This window comes from Agrobacterium sp. a22-2 (assembly GCF_012276985.1).
Classification (GTDB): Bacteria; Pseudomonadota; Alphaproteobacteria; order Rhizobiales; family Rhizobiaceae; genus Allorhizobium.
In genome coordinates, this window is sequence record NZ_JAAXMM010000001.1 from 24869 (window position 1) to 43917 (window position 19049).

A 19049-nucleotide genomic window follows, 5' to 3' on the forward strand; every position below is an offset into this window, starting at 1 on the left:
AGTATCCCATGGCTTGGCAAAGCCCCATCGCACCGGGTCTCTCCTGGTATCAGGCCACTGTTGACGACAGGCCGGAGTATCCGCCGCTCGACGGTTCACGAAGCGTCGATGTGGCGATCGTCGGCGGCGGCTTCACCGGGTTGCAGGCGGCCTACAATCTGGCCGTCTCCGGCGTCTCGGTCCTGCTGATCGAGGGGCACCGCATTGGCGACGGCGCGTCGGGGCGCAATGGCGGCCAGTTCGGCACCGGCCAGCGCGCCTGGCCGGACGAGCTTGAAGCCGAGCTTGGCTATGAACGCTCTAAGGCGCTGTTCGACATGGCCGAACGGGCCAAGCGCTACGTGCACGACTTCGCCGCGGCGCAGGCCATCGATATGGACTATATGCCCGGCCAGATGAATGTCAGCCACAAGCCGGGACAGGACAAGGACTACCGGGCCAGCGCCGAGATCTTGGCCAGCCGCTACGGTTACCCGCATGTGACCTTCATGGACGGCAAGGAAACCGCGGAAAGGCTCGGAACGAGCCGCTATCATTGCGGCGTCCGCGACACCGGCACGGGCCATATCCATCCGCTGAAACTGGTGGTGGGGCTTGCCCGCGCGGCAAAGGCAGCCGGCGCCGATATCCGCGAGATGACCAAGGCCCTTTCCATCCGCCAGGCGGGCGGCAAGACGATGATCGACACGCCGACCGGCACGATCACCGCGGACCGCGTTCTGATCGCCACCAATGCCTATATCGGCAACCTGGAGCCGGTGACCGCGGCGCATGTCATGCCGATCCGCTCCTTCATCGGCGCCACCGTGCCGCTCGACAAATTCCCGGACATCATTCCCGGATCGGAAGCCGTCGCCGATTCGCGCTTCGTGGTGCGCTATTTCCGCAAGAGCCGCGACGGGCGGCTGCTGTTCGGCGGGCGCGAGGCCTATACCGCCGACAACCCGATCGACATATCGAGCCATATCCGCCGGCAGATCGCCGAAGTCTTCCCGACCCTGCATTCGATCGACATGACCCATGCCTGGGGCGGATCGGTGGGCATCACCCTGCCGCGCAAGCCGTTCGCCCGCGATGTCATGCCGGGCGTCACCTCGATCGGCGGCTATTCCGGCCATGGCGTCATGCTGTCAAACTACTGTGGCAAGCTTTACGCCGATTCGATCCTTGGAAAGGCCCCGGACCTCGACCTGCTGAAAGACCTGAAAGTCCCGCCCTTTCCCGGCGGCGCAAGGCTTCGCACGCCGCTGCTGTTCCTGGCGTTGACCTGGTATGCGCTCCGGGACAGGTTCTGATTTTGCGGCAAAGGACTTTTTGCGCTGCAAGGTGCTGGCCTTTTTAAATCGATTAGATTATTCTTCCGCGCAACGTTTCTGATTGAGAGAAGCCCGTATGAGCAGCCAGATCATCCCCGTCGAACCCTTTGACTATGTCGTGTTCGGAGCCACCGGCGACCTTGCGGAGCGCAAGCTCCTGCCCGCCCTCTATCATCGCCAGCTGGCCGGCCAGCTGACCGAACCGACACGGATCATCGGTGCATCGCGCACCGCCATGACGCACGAGGAATATCGCAAATATACCCAGGACGCCCTGAAGGAACACCTGAAGCAGGGGGAATATGACGACACCGAAGTCGCCAAGTTCTGCGCGCGGGTGTTCTATGTGCCGGTCGATGCCAAGTCGCCCGACGGCTGGGACAAGCTGAAAACGCTGCTGGACACTGGCAAGGACGTGGTACGCGCCTTCTATCTGGCCGTATCGCCATCGATCTTCGGCGATATCGCGGAAAAGATCCGCGACCACAAGCTGATCACCAAATCGACCCGCATCGTCGTCGAAAAGCCGATCGGCCGCGATCTCGCCTCCGCCCAGGCGCTCAACGACACGATCGGCAAGGTGTTCAAGGAAGAGCAGATCTTCCGCATCGACCACTATCTCGGCAAGGAAACCGTGCAGAACCTGATGGCGCTGCGGTTTGCCAATGCGCTGTACGAGCCGCTGTGGAATTCGGCGCATATCGACCATGTACAGATCACGGTGGCCGAATCCGTCGGCCTTGAAGGCCGCGTCGGCTATTACGACAAGGCCGGTGCGCTGCGCGACATGGTGCAGAACCATATCCTGCAGCTGCTCTGCCTGGTGGCGATGGAAGCGCCGTCCTCGATGAATTCCGAGGCACTGCGCGACGAAAAGCTGAAGGTTCTGCGCTCCCTGAAGCCGATCACCGCGGCCAATGTCGAGAAGCAGACCGTGCGCGGCCAGTACCGGGCGGGCGCCTCTGCCGGCGGGCCGGTGAAGGGCTATACCGAAGAGCTGGAGGCTGCCTCCGATACCGAGACATTCGTTGCCATCAAGGCCGAGATCAACAATTGGCGTTGGGCCGGCGTGCCCTTCTACCTGCGCACGGGCAAGCGCCTTGCCAGCCGCATGTCGGAAATCGTCATCTCCTTCAAGCCGATCCCCCATTCGATCTTCGACGACGCGGCAGGCAGGATCGAGGCCAACCAGTTGGTGATCCGCCTGCAGCCGGACGAAGGCGTCAAGCAATGGCTGATGATCAAGGATCCAGGTCCGGGCGGCATGCGCCTGCGCCACGTTTCGCTTGACATGAGCTTTGCGCAGGCTTTCGACGTGCGCAACCCGGATGCCTATGAGCGCCTGCTGATGGACGTTATCCGTTCCAACCAGACGCTGTTCATGCGCCGCGACGAAGTGGAAGCGGCGTGGATGTGGGTCGATCCGATCCTGAAGAGCTGGGAAGAGGTCGGACAGAAGGCGCAGGGCTATACATCCGGCACCTGGGGTCCGAGCCAGGCGATCGCGCTGATCGAGCGCGACGGCCGTACCTGGCACGAAATCGACTGAGGGCCGGCGCATGGCGACCCATCTCAACAGCTTTGACAATGGCAAAGCGCTCGCCGATGCGCTGGCCGATACGGTGGTGGACGCCTTGTCCGCCGCCATCGCGGCACGCGGAGCCGCCTCGATCGCGGTTTCCGGCGGCTCGACGCCGAAGACCTTTTTCGAGGCGCTCTCGGCAAGGCCGCTCGACTGGGACAAGGTCACGGTGACGCTGGTGGACGAGCGCTTCGTGCCTGAGGACAATGACCGTTCCAACCACGGACTGGTGGCACGGCATCTCCTGAAGAATGCCGCCGCCAAGGCGCAGTTCCTGCCACTCTACCATGACTGTTCGTCGGCAGAAGAGGCGGCTGAACGGGCGACCAAGGCTGCCGCCGGCATCAGCGCGCCCTTCGATATCGTCATTCTCGGCATGGGCGGCGATGGCCATACGGCATCGTTCTTTCCCGGCGGCAATCATCTGGCGGATGCGCTCGATCTCAAGCTTCCGCGCCGCGTCATGACCATGGAAGCGCAAGGGGCCGGCGAACCACGGCTGACCTTCTCCTTCTCCAGCCTCCACGATGCCCGCCTGCTGGTGCTGCATATCGAAGGGGCGGAAAAGAAGGCCGTGCTGGAAAAGGCCCAAAGCGGCACGGACGAGGCAGAGATGCCGATCCGCGCCGTGCTCAATCGCGCCGACACGCCGCTTGCGATATACTGGGCGGCCTGAGCGCCCATTGAGACCACATGCCCTGGCACATGCGACGGCCGATCGCCGCATGCCGAACTCGACCTTGGCCTGAACAGGCCGCGCCGCGAGGCCCTTTCCCCTCCGTCGCCGCGCCTGCTCGCAAACAGACAGGATGGACCCCATGACCGCCGACAGCCGCATCGAAGCCATTACCAAGCGTATCGTCGAGCGTTCCAAGCCGCATCGCGAGGTCTATCTCGACCGCGTACGCCGGCAGATCACCAAGGGCGTGCATCGCTCGACCCTGTCCTGCGGCAATCTCGCCCATGGCTTTGCCGTCTGTTCCCCCTCCGACAAGGCAGCGCTGGCCGGCGATGTCGTGGGCAATCTCGGCATCATCACCGCCTATAACGACATGCTGTCGGCCCATCAGCCCTTCGAGACCTATCCGGCGCTGATCCGCGCCGCGGCCCATGAGGCCGGCGGCATCGCCCAGGTGGCCGGCGGTGTGCCGGCGATGTGTGACGGCGTGACGCAAGGGCAGCCGGGCATGGAGCTGTCGCTGTTTTCGCGCGACGTGATCGCCATGGCGGCCGGCATCGGCCTGTCCCACAACATGTTCGACGCTGCCGTCTATCTCGGGGTCTGCGACAAGATCGTGCCGGGTCTGGTGATTGCGGCGCTGACCTTCGGCCATCTGCCGGCGATCTTCGTGCCGGCCGGGCCGATGACGACGGGCCTGCCGAACGACGAGAAGTCGCGCATCCGCCAGCTCTATGCCGAGGGCAAGGTCGGACGGGCGGAACTGCTGGAGGCGGAATCCAAATCCTATCATGGTCCCGGCACCTGTACCTTCTATGGAACGGCCAATTCCAACCAGATGCTGATGGAGATCATGGGCTTCCACATGCCTGGCGCCTCCTTCATCAATCCCGGCACGCCGCTGCGCGATGCGCTGACAAAGGAAGCCGCCAAGCGGGCGCTGGCGATCACCGCGCAGGGCAACGAATTCACCCCGGCCGGAGAGATGATCGATGAGCGTTCGGTCGTCAATGGCGTGGTCGGCCTGCATGCGACAGGCGGCTCGACCAACCACACCCTGCATCTGATCGCCATGGCGCGGGCGGCCGGCATTCTGCTGACCTGGCAGGATATTTCCGACCTGTCCGACGTGGTGCCGCTGCTGGCCCGCGTCTATCCGAACGGCCTGGCCGACGTGAACCATTTCCACGCCGCCGGCGGCATGGGCTTCCTGATCAAGCAGTTGCTGAACGCCGGCTTCGTGCATGACGACGTGCGCACCGTGTTCGGCCAGGGACTGGCCGCCTATACGATCGATGCGCGGCTGGGCGAAGACGGCAACGTCATCCGCGAACCGTCGCCGGAGGAGAGCGCCGATCCGAAGGTGCTGTCACGCATCGAGGCGCCGTTCCAGCCGAATGGCGGTTTGAAAATGCTGACCGGCAATCTCGGCAAGGCGGTCATCAAGATCTCCGCCGTCAAGCCCGAGCGCCACGTGATCGAGGCACCGGCGATGATCTTTCATGACCAGCAGTCGCTGCAGGACGCCTTCAAGGATGGCCAGCTCAACCGTGATTTCGTCGCCGTGGTGCGCTTCCAGGGACCGAAGGCCAATGGCATGCCGGAACTGCACCGACTGACGCCGCCGCTCGGCGTGCTGCAGGACCGTGGCTTCAAGGTGGCGCTTCTGACCGACGGTCGCATGTCGGGCGCCTCGGGCAAGGTGCCGGCCGCCATCCACGTCACGCCGGAAGCCGTCGACGGCGGCGCGATCGCCCGCATCCGCGAAGGCGACATGATTCGCCTCGATGCGGTCAACGGCACGCTGGAAGTTCTGGTCGACGCGGCGGAGTTCGCCGCACGGGAGCCTGCAACCGCCGATCTCTCCGACAATGAATTCGGCATGGGCCGCGAGCTCTTCGCGCCGCTGCGTCGCATTGCCGGACCGGCCGACCAGGGCGCGAGTGTGCTGTTCTAAGGATGGCACTCCTATAGGACGAGGTCGCGCCCTACTTCTTTCGTCTCATTAAAGTTGATTTCTATCAAGTGAGCGCCACCACCAGCGCTCGCTTTTCTTTGCGTGCGCGAACATTAGATACGGTTAACACATCTTATACTTCTGAAATATAAAGTAGTTTAACGATCCATTGTTCGGCTCGGCAGCATCAAACGTTGACCCTGACAGACGGGTCCACACGCTTTCTTGTCTTCTGCAGCTAACGATTGCAAACAGTCTCGATCAATCTTCCAGGCCCAAGGACAAACTGATGTTCGGATTCAACAACGCCTCGCGCTCGAAACTCGATTCGCTCGAAGTTATTACCGCCAATATCATGATCGCCGACGCCAATCTCAACATCCGCTACATGAACGCCGCCGTTCAAGACCTGCTGAAGGAAGCGGAAAGCGATCTTAAGAAGGAATTGCCGCGGTTCGACGTCAAGTCGCTGATCGGCGCCAACATCGATATCTTTCACAAGAACCCTTCGCACCAGCGCAACATGCTTGCCGCGCTGAAGGTGCAGCACAAGGCGACGATCTGGGTCGGCCACCGGGCTTTTGACCTGATCGTCACGCCGCTTCGTGACGGCAACAAGACCACCGGCTTCGTCGTCGAATGGGCCAATGCGGCGGCGCGGCTGCAGAACCTCGATTTCCAGAGCCAGCTGGAGGCGATCAGCCGCGTGCAGGCCATCATCGAGTTCACCACCGAGGGCGAGATCGTCAGCGCGAATGAGAATTTTCTCAATGCGCTTGGCTATCGCCTTGAGGAGATCAAGGGCAAGCATCACAGCATGTTCGTTGACAAGGATTTTGCGAAAAGCGCCGCCTATGAGACGTTCTGGAAGGAATTGCGCGCAGGCAAGTTTCAAGCCGACGAATTCACGCGTATCGGCAAGAACGGCAAGAAGGTCGTCATCAACGCTTCCTATAACCCGATCCTGAATGACAAGGGCCAGGTCACCAAGGTGGTGAAATTCGCCACCGATGTGACCGAACGGGTTCATGCAGTCAGAACGATTGGCGAGTCCCTGACCAAGCTGGCGGCGGGCGACCTCGCCTTCACTCTGGACACGCCATTTGCCACGGATTTCGAAAGCCTCCGTGACAGCATGAACGATGCCCTGACGCAGCTTGGAGGCACGCTTGCCGCGGTATCGAAATCGACGGAACAGATCGACAGCGGCACCCGTGAAATCAGCCACAGCGCGCAGGACCTGTCCAAGCGGACAGAGCAGCAGGCAGCGTCGCTGGAGGAAACCGCGGCAGCCCTCGACCAGATCACCGTGAACGTCTCGAATGCTTCGAAGCGCGCCGAGGAAGCCCGCACCGCGGCAGAAACAGCGAGCAACAACGCGGCCCGCTCGGGCAAGGTGGTGGCCGACGCCGTCAGCGCGATGGCCCGCATCGAAACATCATCGAGCCAGATCTCCAACATTATCGGTGTCATCGACGAAATCGCCTTCCAGACCAACTTGCTTGCCCTCAATGCCGGTGTTGAGGCGGCACGCGCCGGTGAAGCGGGCAAGGGTTTTGCCGTCGTTGCCCAGGAAGTCCGCGAACTGGCCCAGCGCTCCGCCCAGGCCGCCAAGGAAATCAAGGAACTAATCCGCAATTCGTCGGACGAGGTCCGCAACGGCGTCAAGCTGGTCAGCGAGACCGGTGAAGCCCTGAGCACCATCCAGCAGAATATCGTCGCCGTGAACGAGCACATGGAGGCCATCTCCAGCTCAGCCCGCGAACAGGCGACGGGTCTCTCCGAGGTCAATGCCGCCGTCAACCAGATGGACCAGGTCACCCAGCAGAATGCCGCCATGGTGGAAGAGTCCAATGCCGCAAGCGCGACGCTGGCCCAGGAAACCGAACGGCTGCGCCAGCTGATTTCCCGCTTCGCGCTCGGATCGCATTACCAAGCCGAGGGCACATCGCGGCAGACGTCTCGCCCTGCCCCGTCCTCCGCACCACGCTCCTCGGCACCTGCCGCTGACCGCCGACCCACCCGGTCGGCCCCGGTCTCTGTCGGCAACACGGCACTGAAGCAGGACGACTGGCAGGAATTCTGAGACGCAGTTCCGGCGCCCGGGACGCCATTTTCGGGCACGGGTCGGGTCTGAAGAACCAAACCCAAACAGAAAAGGCGCGGAGCACTCCGCGCCTTTTCCATAGTGGGGTCGGCTGATCAGCCCTTGAAGAAGGCGAGCAGATCGGCGTTCAGCACTTCGGCATGGGTGGTCAGCATGCCGTGCGGATAGCCTTCATAGACCTTCAGGGTGCCGTTCTTCAGCAACTTGACGGCGAGACGGGCCGAATCGTCGATCGGCACGATCTGATCGTCGTCGCCATGCATGACCAGCGTGGGAACGTCGATGGCCTGGAGGTCGGCAGTGAAGTCGGTTTCGGAAAAGGCCTTGATGCCGTCGTAATGGGCCTTTGCACCGCCGGCCATGCCCTGGCGCCACCAATTCTGGATCGCCCCCTGTGACACCTGAGCGTTCGGCCGGTTGAAGCCGTAGAACGGACCCGAGGCGACATCGAGATAGAACTGCGAGCGGTTGGCGGCAAGCGCCGAGCGGAAACCATCAAACACTTCGATCGGCAAGCCGCCCGGATTGGCTTCTGTCTTGAGCATGATCGGCGGCACAGCGCCGACCATCACCAGCTTGGCAACGCGGCCCTTGCCGTGGCGGGCGACATAGGCTGCCGCTTCGCCACCGCCGGTGGAATGGCCGACATGAATGGCATCATGCAGGTCGAGATGCTCGGTGACGGCCGCAACGTCAGCGGAATAGTGGTCCATGTCGTGGCCGTCGGAAACCTGGGTCGAACGCCCATGGCCGCGGCGGTCATGGGCGATTACCCGATAACCCTTGCCGACGAAATACAGCATCTGCGCGTCCCAGTCGTCGCCGGACAGCGGCCAACCATGATGAAAGACGATCGGCTGGGCGGTCTTCGGACCCCAATCCTTGTAGAAAATCTCAACGCCGTCTTTGGTCTTCACGAAACTCTCGGTCATGGGAACATCTCCATCTGCTGGGTTTTGAGTGGTGGCGACTGCCGACAGTGCCGGCAAAGCGAGGGAAGCGGTCAGAGCCGCGCTGCCAAGGAGCGCACCGCGGCGGGTCAGGATGAGGTTCGGTTGCCCGGACATGGCAGTCTCCTTCAGTTCTGTGCCGGATACAATCGCTCCGGCTCCATATTAATTGCGCACGTTTAAATCGTGTGCGATCTATATGACTCGTTTTGTCACGGCCGTCAAGCGCTTGCGATTCAATTGCGCACGATTTATATTATTGAGGAATTCTAACAGAGCGATGAAGCCAGAATGACCTCGCACGAAAAATCGCAGACCCTGCCACCGCTGAGCCTCGACAGCTTTCTCTGTTTTGCGGTCTATTCGGCGGGCCATGCCTTCAACCAGCTCTATCGCCCGCTGTTGGACGCGATCGGCCTTACCTATCCGCAATATCTTGTGATGGTGGCGCTGTGGTCGCGGGACGACCAGACCGTGAAGGATCTCGGACGGGCACTTTTTCTGGAATCGAGCACGCTGACGCCGCTCATCAAGCGGCTGGAGGGCATGGGCTATCTGACCCGCAGCCGCGATCCCGTCGACGAACGCATGGTGCGGGTGCGGCTAACGGCTGACGGATTGGCGCTGCGCGAAAAGGCACGCGGCATTCCGGCCTGCATTGCCGAGGCGACCGCCCTGGAGCCCGAGGTCCTGACCAAATTGATCGAACAGATGACCGCGACCCGTGACGCCATCCTGAAGCGGGCGGATTAGACCCGCCTGCCCGTTCCTGGCTGACTTGACGGGCCGCGGCGGCCCTTATAGCGCCGCGAGGTATTTCGGCAATTCGGCCATGCGCGGCACGACGATCAGTTTCTGGACTTCGCCGCGCTTGAACGCGTTAAGGAAACGATTGTAGTCCTCGAACACCACGCAGCCGCTGCTGTCGCCACGCACGCGCAGCAGATAGGTATGGGTCAGGAACCCGTCGCGGCCGTATTTGTTGCGGCCGTCATAGGGCAGCATGCGGATCGCCTCGACGCCGTGGAAGCGGCTTTCACGCATGCGCAGATTGTAGATATGCGGCGGTGTCGGACCCCGATTCTTGACATTGGCAAAGCGCGGATTGTCGCGCATGCTGCCGCGGCCGGAATGGGCCTCCAGCCTCTCACCGTTCGGCATATGCACCACACCGGCCGAGATGTCGTACACGGCGATCCGGCTGTTCCTGCCGGGCAGTTTGGGCTTGTTGCTGAACAGCTTCCAGCCGTCGTCCTCCTCGACGACAGACTTTTCCGGTCGCGCCACGGCCAGTTGTTTGGCAGCGGGCGGAGCGACTTTTTCGGTCGGCGGTTTGGCGGTCTTCGGCGGTTCCGGACGGGCGGCCGGCAACGGGCCGATGGCCAGCAGGTCGTCTTCGGTATCGTGGTCGGACTCGGAAAGCACTTCGTCAAAGGGTTGTTCACGCGGATCCACGGCAGGCGGCACGATCTCGTCGACGGGCATGGGTGCCGCATAGGCAAGCGTCGTCACCGAAGAGACAGAAGACACATCCTCAAGCGCCGGTACGGACTTCGCAGGGATCGAGGCCGTGACCAGCGGATCGGTCATTGCAACGCCCGGGGTCGCCGGCTTTGCCGCGAGCGCCAGTTCGCGGGTCACCTCTGCTTCGGCCTGCGCCATCGCCTGGCGCAGGATGGCAATGCGCTGTTCGTTCGGCACGGAGGACGCCAGTGCCAGACGCTGGGACTTGTCGACATCGGAGAGGCTCATGGAGCGCGGCAGGACGGCAAGCAGTGGATCGTCGGTCAGGGCCACGGCGCGGGCAAGCCGCGCCTTGGCCTCTTCCAGAGCGGTCATATCCTGTCGCTTCTCGGCCGCAGGGCTCAACAGTGAACGATCGACGATCGCCACCCGTGACGACACAAGCAGAGCGTCGGAGCGACCGGCCGGGGTCTTCGGAGCGGAGATCGACATGGTCTGCATGGTCGTGATCGCAACCGTGACCCAGAAGGCGGCGGCAATGCCGACGCCGACCACGCCGGCCTTCGACATGGCCGGCTTTCTTTTCGGGGGAACCGATCCCTTTGCGGGGTTACGGCTACGCATCGTTTCGGTCGAGAACGCCATACTCTTACTCGTTACCAAAGCGGCCGTTTCCAGCCGGCGGCCATACGCGCCGCGTTTACCATGAGCACAGGTCCGGCGACCCCCGACGCCGCATTTGTGCCCGTCGGCGCTCGCCGACTGGAGACAAGTATGAAGAGACTTGGTAACCAAGTCGTTTACGCGGCATCGCTTATGGACGATGTCGTGCGAAATCGACGCAAGGCGATGAGCCGAGAGAGCTTTCGCCTCAAACGGAGCGGGTCAGACCGCCATCGACCTTGAGGTTCTGGCCGGTAATATAGCCGGCGCCGTCGGAGGCGAGAAAGGCGACGGTCGCGGCGATTTCCTCGCTGGTGCCGTAACGCTTCATCGGTACGCCGTCGCGCCGCTCCTCGGTGGCGGGAAGACTGTCGATCCAACCCGGCAGGACGTTGTTCATCCGCACATTGTCGGCCGCGTAGGTATCGGCAAAAATCTTGGTGAAGGCGGCAAGCCCGGCCCGGGCAACAGCCGAGGTCGGGAACATGGCGCTCGGCTCAAAGGCCCAGGCCGTCGAGATGTTGACGATCGCGCCCGACTTCTGGGCCTGCATGATCGGCGTCACCAACCGCGTCGGGCGAATGACGTTCAGGAGATAGACATCGATACCCTTGTGCCAATCCTCATCGCTGATTTCGAGGATCTGGGCGCGCGGTCCGTGGCCGGCGCTGTTGACCAGCACATCGACCCGACCCCAGCGCTCCATCGTGCTGTCGACCAGGCGCTGCAGATCTTCAGGGGATTGATTGGATCCCGTGACGCCCAGACCGCCGAGTTCTTCGGCCAGCGCCTCGCCCTTGCCTGAGGACGACAGAATCGCGACCTTGAAGCCATCGGCGGCCAACCGCCTTGCCGAGGCGGCACCCATGCCGCTGCCGCCGGCGGTGATGATCGCCACTTTTTCCACTGCCATCGCATCCTCCTGCACATTGGTCATGCAGGATTTCGCTTACGGCGCGGAATGTCCAGAGGGGAATGGTCTATTTCGGCGACTATTCAGGACTTTGCAGGCAAGGCCGGCGCTGGCGCCGCCCTGCCGCATCGGTCAGCATCCACTTACCAGGAGCGCACGTCCAGCACCCGGTCGCGATGGGCCGGATGGGTCGAGAAGACGAAGATCCTGTCGAGTTCCTTCTGCGTCAGCAGGCGCAGGAAACGCACTTCGGCGGTGTTGTTGGAATAGACCTTCATCAGCAGGCAACCGACCTTGGTGATGCGGGCATCCGGCAGGTCCAGATAGAACTGCTGCGGCAGGTTATACTGGGTCAGCAGACCGAGAACAGCGCCGCTCATCGAGATCCGGATGACGTCGCAACGGCGTGCGGCCATATGCATGACGCCCTTCTCCGTATACTCGATACGGGCGGCATTCATCGTGTCCTCCATCTTGAACCGCGCCTCGCGGTCGTACATGAAGGATTCCTCTTTTTTCAAGTAGTTGCCACCGCTTGAAGACGCTCGCATTGCCATTGTCCGCCCACCCGTTTTCTTATGGGAAACAGCTTAAAACGAGGGATTTAACAGTTCCTTTTCGGTGGGGGTGTCCTTCCTCTCTGGCTCTGTTTATCGCTAACCGGTGGTTAAGCGAAAACGGTCAGATCTTGGCATAGGCCTGGCCCTGCGCATCGAAAAGATGCAGCTTGGCCGGATCGGAAGCAAAGCGCAGCTTTTCTCCCTTCCTGACCGGCACCGTACCCTGCAGCTTGACGACAATCGGCTCTTCTTCAACCGGGCCTTCGACGTAGAGCATGGTCACTTCACCGAGTGCCTCGACGAGTGCAACGACGCCTTCGAAGAGATGGGTATCGCCGGTGGCGATGCTGAGATCCTCGGGACGGACACCGAAGCTCGCCTTCTTGCCGGCGTCTGCGGCAGGCGTGGCAATATCGATCGACACAGTGCTGCCATCGAGAAGCTTCAGCACCGTACTAGCGCCGGCCGTCTCGATCGTGGCTGGCATGATATTCATGGCCGGCGAGCCGATGAACTTGGCGACGAACAGATTGGCCGGGTGATCGTAGAGCTCCAGCGGCGGGCCGACCTGCTCGATCTTGCCGGCCGACAGAACGACGATGCGATCGGCCAGCGTCATGGCCTCGACCTGGTCGTGGGTGACGTAGATCATCGTGGTGTCGGGCATGGTGTCGTTGAGCTTGGCGATCTCGATGCGGGTGGCAACCCGCAGGGCCGCATCGAGGTTCGACAGGGGTTCGTCGAACAGGAAGACCTTCGGATCGCGGCAGATGGCGCGGCCGATGGCGACGCGCTGGCGCTGGCCGCCGGACAGCGCCTTCGGCAGACGATCCAGATAGGGTTCCAGCTGCAGGATACCGGCGGCCGAGCGAACCCGGCGGTCGATCTCCTCCTTGCTTTCGCCTGCAATGCGCATGCCGAAGGCCATGTTGTCGTAGACCGTCATGTGCGGATAGAGCGCATAGGACTGGAAGACCATGGCAATGCCGCGCTTGGACGGCGGCACATCATTGACCACCTGGCCATCGATGATCATCTCGCCGCTGGTTATGTCCTCCAGCCCGGCGATCATCCGGAGCAGGGTCGACTTGCCACAGCCGGACGGCCCGACGAAAACGATGAATTCGCCCTCGGCAATCTCAAGATTGATGCCGTGCAGGATTTTCACCTGGCCGTAGGACTTGCGGATGTCTTTTAAGATGAGGCCTGTCATGATCTCCCCCCTCGTGCCTTAGCCGTGACGCGCGAAATACGCGCCCCAGGCCGGAAGCCGGATTTTTTGATTTTCGACACTGCTTGCAAAGCCATGGCCGGACAGTTCCTGCCAGTCACCTTGCGGCATCACGGCATCGCTTTCAACCGCCGACATATTGAAGACGCAGAGCAGCGTTTCGTTGCCGAGCGACCGCGTATAGGCCAGGATCGAGCCGTCTGCGGGCTGAAAAGCGATGTCGCCCTTGGCAAAGGCTTCGTGCTGCTTGCGGAAGGCCAGGAAGCGCCGGTACTGCTCCAGCACTGAATCCGGATTGCCTTCCTGAACGCTGACGGCATTGAGGACATGCTCGACCGGAATGGGAAGCCAGGTCTTTTCGGCGGAACTGAAGCCCGCCTGCGTGGCCTGGGCATCCCAGACCATCGGCGTGCGGCAGCCATCGCGGCCCTTGAATTCCGGCCAGAACTGGATGCCGTAGGGGTCCTGCAGGTCTTCAAAGGCGATATCGGCCTCGGTGAGCCCCAGTTCCTCGCCCTGATAGATGCAGACCGAACCGCGTTGCGTCAGCAGGATCGCGGCCAGCATCTTGGCATAGGCGATGCGATCGACGACGTCGGCGCCCCAGCGGCTGACATGGCGCACGACATCGTGGTTGGAAAAGGCCCAGCAGGCCCAGCCCTCCGCGGCAGCTGCGGCAAAGGCTTTCTGTACCTCGCCGACGCGTTCGGCGGTCAATACGTCAGGCGCCAGGAATTCGAAGGCGTAGCACATCTGCATCTTGTCGCCGCCGGAGGTGTATTCGCCGACGATTTCCAGTCCGCGCTGGCTGTCGCCCACCTCGCCGACCGCGGCAATGGCCGGGAACTCGTCGAGCACTGCGCGGAAGCGCTTCAGGAATTCAAGATTTTCCGGGCGGTTCTTGTCGTAGATATGCTCCTGGAAATTGTAAGGGTTGACGGCCGGCGCGGTGGCGGCGTTGCGGCGCTCCGGCGCCAGCGCCGGGTTGTCGCGCAATTCCTTGTCGTGGAAATAGAAATTGATGGTGTCGAGACGGAAGCCGTCGACGCCGCGCTTCAGCCAGAAGCGCACGGCATCAAGAACGGCGTCCTGAACCTGTGGATTGTGCAGGTTGAGGTCCGGTTGCGAGGTCAGGAAATTGTGCATGTAATACTGCATGCGGGTCGGATCCCACTGCCAGGCCGAGCCGCCGAAGATCGACAGCCAGTTATTGGGCGGGGTGCCGTCCGGCTTGGCATCGGACCAGACATACCAGTCCGACTTGGGATTGATGCGGCTCGACCGGCTCTCGATGAACCAGGCGTGCTGGTCGGAGGTGTGGGAGATGACCAGGTCGATCATCACCTTGATGCCGAGGCGATGGGCCTCGGCGATCAGGCCGTCGAAATCCGACAGCGAGCCGAACATCGGATCGACATCGACGTAGTTCGAAACGTCGTATCCAAAGTCCTTCATAGGCGAGGTGAAGAAGGGCGAGATCCAGATGGCGTCGGCACCGAGCTTGGCGATATGCGGCAGGCGGGCGGTGATGCCCTTCAGGTCGCCGATGCCGTCGCCGTTGGAATCCTGGTAGGAGCGCGGATAGATCTGATAGATCACCGCGCCGCGCCACCAATCCTTGTCCTGCGCCAGTACCGATTGCGAAACTGCAGTCATGGTCATTCCTTATTGTATCCGTTCGAAAACATGAGTGTTCGTGTCGCTTAGCCGCCCTTGACGGATCCGGCCAAAAGGCCGCGCACCAGGTAGCGTTGCAGGGTGAAGAAAACCGCCAGAGGCACGATGATGGTGATGAAGGCTGAGGCCGTCAGGATTTCCCAATTGCCGCCGCGCGAGCCAAGAAGATTGACGAGGCGACCGGTCAGCACCAGTTCGCTGTCGCCGGCACCTAAGAACACCATGGCGACCAGCAGATCGTTCCAGGTCCACAGGAACTGGAAGATCGAAAACGACGCCAGAGCGGGATAGGACAGCGGCAGGACGATCTTGACGAAGATGGTAAAATCGCTGGCGCCATCGACCCGCGCCGATTCCATGATCTCGCGCGGCAGGCCGGCGATGTAGTTGCGCAGCAGATAGATGGCCAGCGGCAAGCCGAAGCCCATATGGGCAAGCCAGATGCCGAGATAGGTCTTGGACGGCACGCCGAAGAATACGCCAACCTCGTTGTACATCCGCAGAAGCGGGATCAGCGACATCTGCAGGGGCACGACCAGCAGGCCGACGATCACCGCCAGAATGAGCGCCCGGCCGGGGAACTTCATCCAGGCAAGCGCGTAAGCCGCAAAGGCTGCCACCAGGATCGGGATGATGGTCGAGGGAACTGCCACCGTCAGCGAATTCAGGAACGACTGGCCGATGCCTTCGGCTGTCAGCACCGTGCGGTAATTGTCGAAGGTGAAGCGGGGTGGAACGACAGAGGTGAAGAAGATGCGGTCGCCGCGCGTGCCTTCAAAGGCTTTTGGCGATTCCAGGCGGAAGTCGCCGTTTTCCTCGAGCGTGAGCTTGCTGCCGTCGTTGCGCTCGGCTGTTGCGCCGGGTTCATAGGCGGTCGGCTGGTTGATGTTGACACCGAAGGCACTTACCGTACCGCCCTTGCCGTCGAAGACATTGCCGGAAATCACGAAGGTGCCGTTCTGCTCCACCTGGGCGCTGGGCGCCGGCGCACGGTAGATGCCGTTCTGGCTGGAGGTGGTCAAGGCCGTCCACCAGCCTGAGGCGACGATCTGGTCCTTGTCGCGCAGGGACGAGATCAGCAGGCCGGCGGTCGGCAGGGTCCAGAGCGCCACCAGCAGCAGCACGGAAAGATGCACGGCCCAGGTGAGCGGAGAATTCTTGGCGGCGCGCATGTCAGCGTCCCTCCATTTCGCGGCGGGCATTGCGAATGTTCCAGATCATGATCGGCACGACCATGACCATGATGACGACGGCAATGGCCGCGCCGCGGCCGAAATCGCCGCCACCGCGGAACATCCAGTCGAACATCAGGTTGGCCAGCACCTGCGTGTTCCACTGGCCGTTGGTCATGGCCAGAACGATGTCGAACACCTTGAGGACCAGAATGGTGATGGTCGTCCAGACGACGGCGATCGTGCTCCACATCTGCGGAACCTTGATCTTCATGAAGATCTGGAACGGATTGGCGCCGTCGATGACCGCCGCCTCGATGGTTTCTTCCGGAATGCCGCGCAGGGCCGCCGACAGCAGCACCATGGCAAAGCCCGTCTGGATCCAGATCAGAATGACCATCAGGAAGAAATTGTTCCAGAACGGCAGGGCGATCCAGATCTGCGGTTCGCCGCCAAAGGCGACAACAATAGCGTTGAGAATGCCGATCTGCTCGGAGCCCGTGTCGCGGTAGTCGTAGACGAATTTCCAGATGACCGAGGCGCCGACGAAGGAGATCGCCATCGGCATGAAGATCAGCGACTTGGCGATATTGCCCCACCAGATGCGATCGGTGAGGGCAGCGATGATCAGGCCGAACAGCGTGGAAAAGGTCGGAACGACGATCAGCCACAGCATGTTGTTGAAGATGGATTCGCGGAATTCGTCGTCGGTCAGCATCCAGCGGTAATTGGCGAGCCCAACGAAGCTGGTGCCGGACCGGTTGTAGAAGGAATAGGCGATGGACGAAAACAGCGGATAGACCAGATAGACCGACAGGGAAATGAAGGCCGGGCCTAAAAACAGCCAGGGCCTTATCATGTTGGCCCGGCGCATATTGCGCGAGGCGCGAGCCATGTCATCGATATTGGATGGAAATATCCGGTCGAGCAGCAGGTTCGACCCGTAGAAATAGCCGATTGCGCCTGCAACACCGAGTACGATGGTTACCAGTGCGTAGAGTAACTGATCCACAGTCTCCCCCTCCCCTCGCTCTCTTGTCCGTCGCGCTCATTCATCCGGCACGAGCCAGCGGCGCGGCTTTTTTGAAGATTGCCGGACCCGTTCTGGCCCGGCAATCCGTTTCGAGGATAGTGGCTTACTTCAGGCCGTCCCAGGCCTTCTGGATTTCAGCAGCCACGTCGGCTGCCGACTTGCCACCGGTATAGTCGACCATGCCTGTCCAGAAGGCGCCAGCGCCGATCTTGCCCGGCATCAGATCGGAGCCGTCGAAGCGGAAGGTGGTGGCATTCAGAAGAATGTCGCCCTGCTTGGCCATCGGCGCATTGGCATAAGTATCCTTGCTGGCGCTCTTATACGGCGTCAGGAAGCTCGACTGTGCCATCCACAATTCGTGGGCGATCGGGGTCTGCAGGAATTCGATGAAAGCACGGGCGGCAGGCGAATCCTTGGTGATCAGTGCCAGTGTGCCAGCGCCGAGCACCGGATTGCCGAGATCCTTCTTGCTTTCGTAAGGCGGCATGTAGAAGAAATCGGCATCTTCGCCGACAACCGTGCCTTCAGGGAAGAAGGACGGCACGAAGGACGCCTGATGGTGCAGGTAGCACTTCGGCGGCGCGCCGAACAGGCCCTTCGGGCTGTCGCGGAAGTCTGTGGACGCAACGGCTGCCGAGCCGCCGTCGACGAACTTGTCGTTCTTGGCAAACCAGCCGAACTCGTCGATCGCGGTCAGAACGGCCGGATCGGTGAACGGGATGGCATTGGTAACCCACTTGTCATAGGTCTCCGGAGACGAGGTGCGCAGCATCATGTCCTCGACCCAGTCGGTGGCCGGCCAGCCAGTGGCGCCGCCTGAACCAAGGCCGATGCACCACGGCGTGCCGCCATCCTCGACGATCTGCTCGGTCAGGGCTTTCAACTCTTCCATGGTCTTGGGCACTTCATAGCCGGCGTCTTCAAAGTTTTCCGGCACGTACCAGACCAACGACTTGACGTCGATCTTGTAGGGGAAGGCGTAAAGGGCGGGCTGTCCGTCCTTGCCCTTGTAGGTCGACAGATCGACCCAGGACTGGCCGGCGGCGTAGTTTTCGAGCAGCCAGGTCTTCACGTCGTCGCCCAGCGGCGTCAGATAACCCTTGGAAGCAAGGTCTGCGATCAGGCCGGGTTGCGGCAGGATGGCGACTTCCGGCGGACTGCCGGCCTGGGTGTCGATGACGATCTGCTGTTCATAGTTTTCAGAGGAGGAATACTTGACGTCGATGCCGGTCGCTTCCTCGAAATAGGCAAACACGCTTTCGAACAGCGTCTGGTCTTCGCCGCGCCAGGGGCCGAAGATCGTCAGGCTCTGCCCCTTCAGGTCATGGCCCTTCTTGAAATCCTCAAAGCTCGTCCAGTTGAATTTCTTGTCTTCGCCGGGGGCGAATTTCAGCTCCGCCGCGCCAGCAGAACCGGCAAGCAGCGCAAGGGCAGCAACGTGCAATAGCAGAGTCTTTTTCATGTGATTTACCTCCCATCACATTGTCCAGCGAGATGATCCCGCCAGGTCCGTCCTGAATAGTGGATTTATTCAAAGCGCTTTGACGACGTGTAATTTCACTTGGATCGAAACAGAGTCAAGCCTTTTTCAGCCAATGCCTCAAAAGGCCGCAATAAGGTGACTACGAATTAAGCACAGGCAATCGGCTTTGTCATTTTCCTGTTTATGTGCCATTGCGCTGCTGCTAGAAGCTTGAAGCGCTTCGGCATTCACGAGGAGGGCGTCGACGTCCGGATGCCAGGCC

The 19049-nt window shown here is 61.5% G+C and carries 15 protein-coding genes; 6 read left to right on the top strand and 9 right to left on the bottom strand.

Features of this window, described 5'->3' with window-relative positions; all coding sequences use genetic code 11:
* Positions 1-8 precede the first annotated feature (8 nt).
* The 5 genes from HFC70_RS00100 to HFC70_RS00120 all read left to right on the top strand — a co-directional run bounded on the left by HFC70_RS00100 (position 9) and on the right by HFC70_RS00120 (position 7620).
* Complete coding sequence (locus HFC70_RS00100) at positions 9-1295, top strand: FAD-binding oxidoreductase (protein WP_168471166.1); 1287 nt, start codon at positions 9-11, stop codon at positions 1293-1295.
* Between the two features lie 97 nt (positions 1296-1392).
* Positions 1393-2865, top strand: coding sequence for a glucose-6-phosphate dehydrogenase (gene zwf / locus HFC70_RS00105; RefSeq protein WP_168471167.1), 1473 nt, complete (start codon positions 1393-1395; stop codon positions 2863-2865).
* Between the two features lie 10 nt (positions 2866-2875).
* Complete coding sequence (gene pgl, locus HFC70_RS00110; RefSeq protein ID WP_168471168.1) at positions 2876-3574, top strand: 6-phosphogluconolactonase; 699 nt, start codon at positions 2876-2878, stop codon at positions 3572-3574.
* A gap of 142 nt (positions 3575-3716) precedes the next feature.
* Complete coding sequence (edd, locus tag HFC70_RS00115) at positions 3717-5534, top strand: phosphogluconate dehydratase (RefSeq protein ID WP_168471169.1); 1818 nt, start codon at positions 3717-3719, stop codon at positions 5532-5534.
* Positions 5535-5823: 289 nt separating this feature from the next.
* Positions 5824-7620, top strand: coding sequence for a methyl-accepting chemotaxis protein (locus tag HFC70_RS00120; RefSeq protein ID WP_168471170.1), 1797 nt, complete (start codon positions 5824-5826; stop codon positions 7618-7620).
* A gap of 116 nt (positions 7621-7736) precedes the next feature.
* Here the strand turns inward: HFC70_RS00120 and HFC70_RS00125 are convergent, their stop codons facing one another.
* Positions 7737-8573 carry an alpha/beta fold hydrolase gene (locus HFC70_RS00125; protein WP_246735602.1) on the bottom strand — a complete coding sequence of 279 codons (837 nt, stop codon included), beginning with the start codon at positions 8571-8573 and terminating at the stop codon, positions 7737-7739.
* Between the two features lie 309 nt (positions 8574-8882).
* Here HFC70_RS00125 and HFC70_RS00130 point away from each other — a divergent pair, with 309 nt between their 5' ends.
* Positions 8883-9344, top strand: coding sequence for a MarR family winged helix-turn-helix transcriptional regulator (locus tag HFC70_RS00130; protein ID WP_168471172.1), 462 nt, complete (start codon positions 8883-8885; stop codon positions 9342-9344).
* Between the two features lie 45 nt (positions 9345-9389).
* Here the strand turns inward: HFC70_RS00130 and HFC70_RS00135 are convergent, their stop codons facing one another.
* From HFC70_RS00135 to HFC70_RS00170, 8 genes are all read right to left on the bottom strand, one after another.
* Positions 9390-10625 (bottom strand): tlde1 domain-containing protein, encoded by a 1236-nt coding sequence (locus tag HFC70_RS00135; protein WP_168471173.1) that lies wholly within the window; start codon positions 10623-10625, stop codon positions 9390-9392.
* A 301-nt stretch (positions 10626-10926) separates the two neighbouring features.
* A complete protein-coding gene (locus HFC70_RS00140) occupies positions 10927-11631 on the bottom strand; it encodes an SDR family oxidoreductase (protein WP_168471174.1) in 705 nt (234 codons plus the stop codon).
* Positions 11632-11774: 143 nt separating this feature from the next.
* The gene (locus HFC70_RS00145) at positions 11775-12131 is read right to left on the bottom strand and encodes a hypothetical protein (protein ID WP_168471175.1); all 357 of its coding nucleotides are present in this window, start codon (positions 12129-12131) and stop codon (positions 11775-11777) included.
* A 181-nt stretch (positions 12132-12312) separates the two neighbouring features.
* Entirely contained in the window at positions 12313-13404 is a 1092-nt protein-coding gene (locus tag HFC70_RS00150; protein WP_168471176.1) for an ABC transporter ATP-binding protein, read from the bottom strand.
* An 18-nt stretch (positions 13405-13422) separates the two neighbouring features.
* On the bottom strand, positions 13423-15078 hold the full coding sequence (locus tag HFC70_RS00155; protein ID WP_168471177.1) for an alpha-glucosidase family protein: 1656 nt from the start codon (positions 15076-15078) through the stop codon (positions 13423-13425).
* 47 nt (positions 15079-15125) lie between these two features.
* A complete protein-coding gene (locus HFC70_RS00160) occupies positions 15126-16271 on the bottom strand; it encodes a carbohydrate ABC transporter permease (protein WP_168471178.1) in 1146 nt (381 codons plus the stop codon).
* A gap of 1 nt (position 16272) precedes the next feature.
* The gene (locus tag HFC70_RS00165; RefSeq protein WP_168471179.1) at positions 16273-17283 is read right to left on the bottom strand and encodes a carbohydrate ABC transporter permease; all 1011 of its coding nucleotides are present in this window, start codon (positions 17281-17283) and stop codon (positions 16273-16275) included.
* 124 nt (positions 17284-17407) lie between these two features.
* Positions 17408-18766 carry an ABC transporter substrate-binding protein gene (locus HFC70_RS00170; RefSeq protein WP_168471180.1) on the bottom strand — a complete coding sequence of 453 codons (1359 nt, stop codon included), beginning with the start codon at positions 18764-18766 and terminating at the stop codon, positions 17408-17410.
* Between the last annotated feature and the right edge of the window lie 283 nt (positions 18767-19049).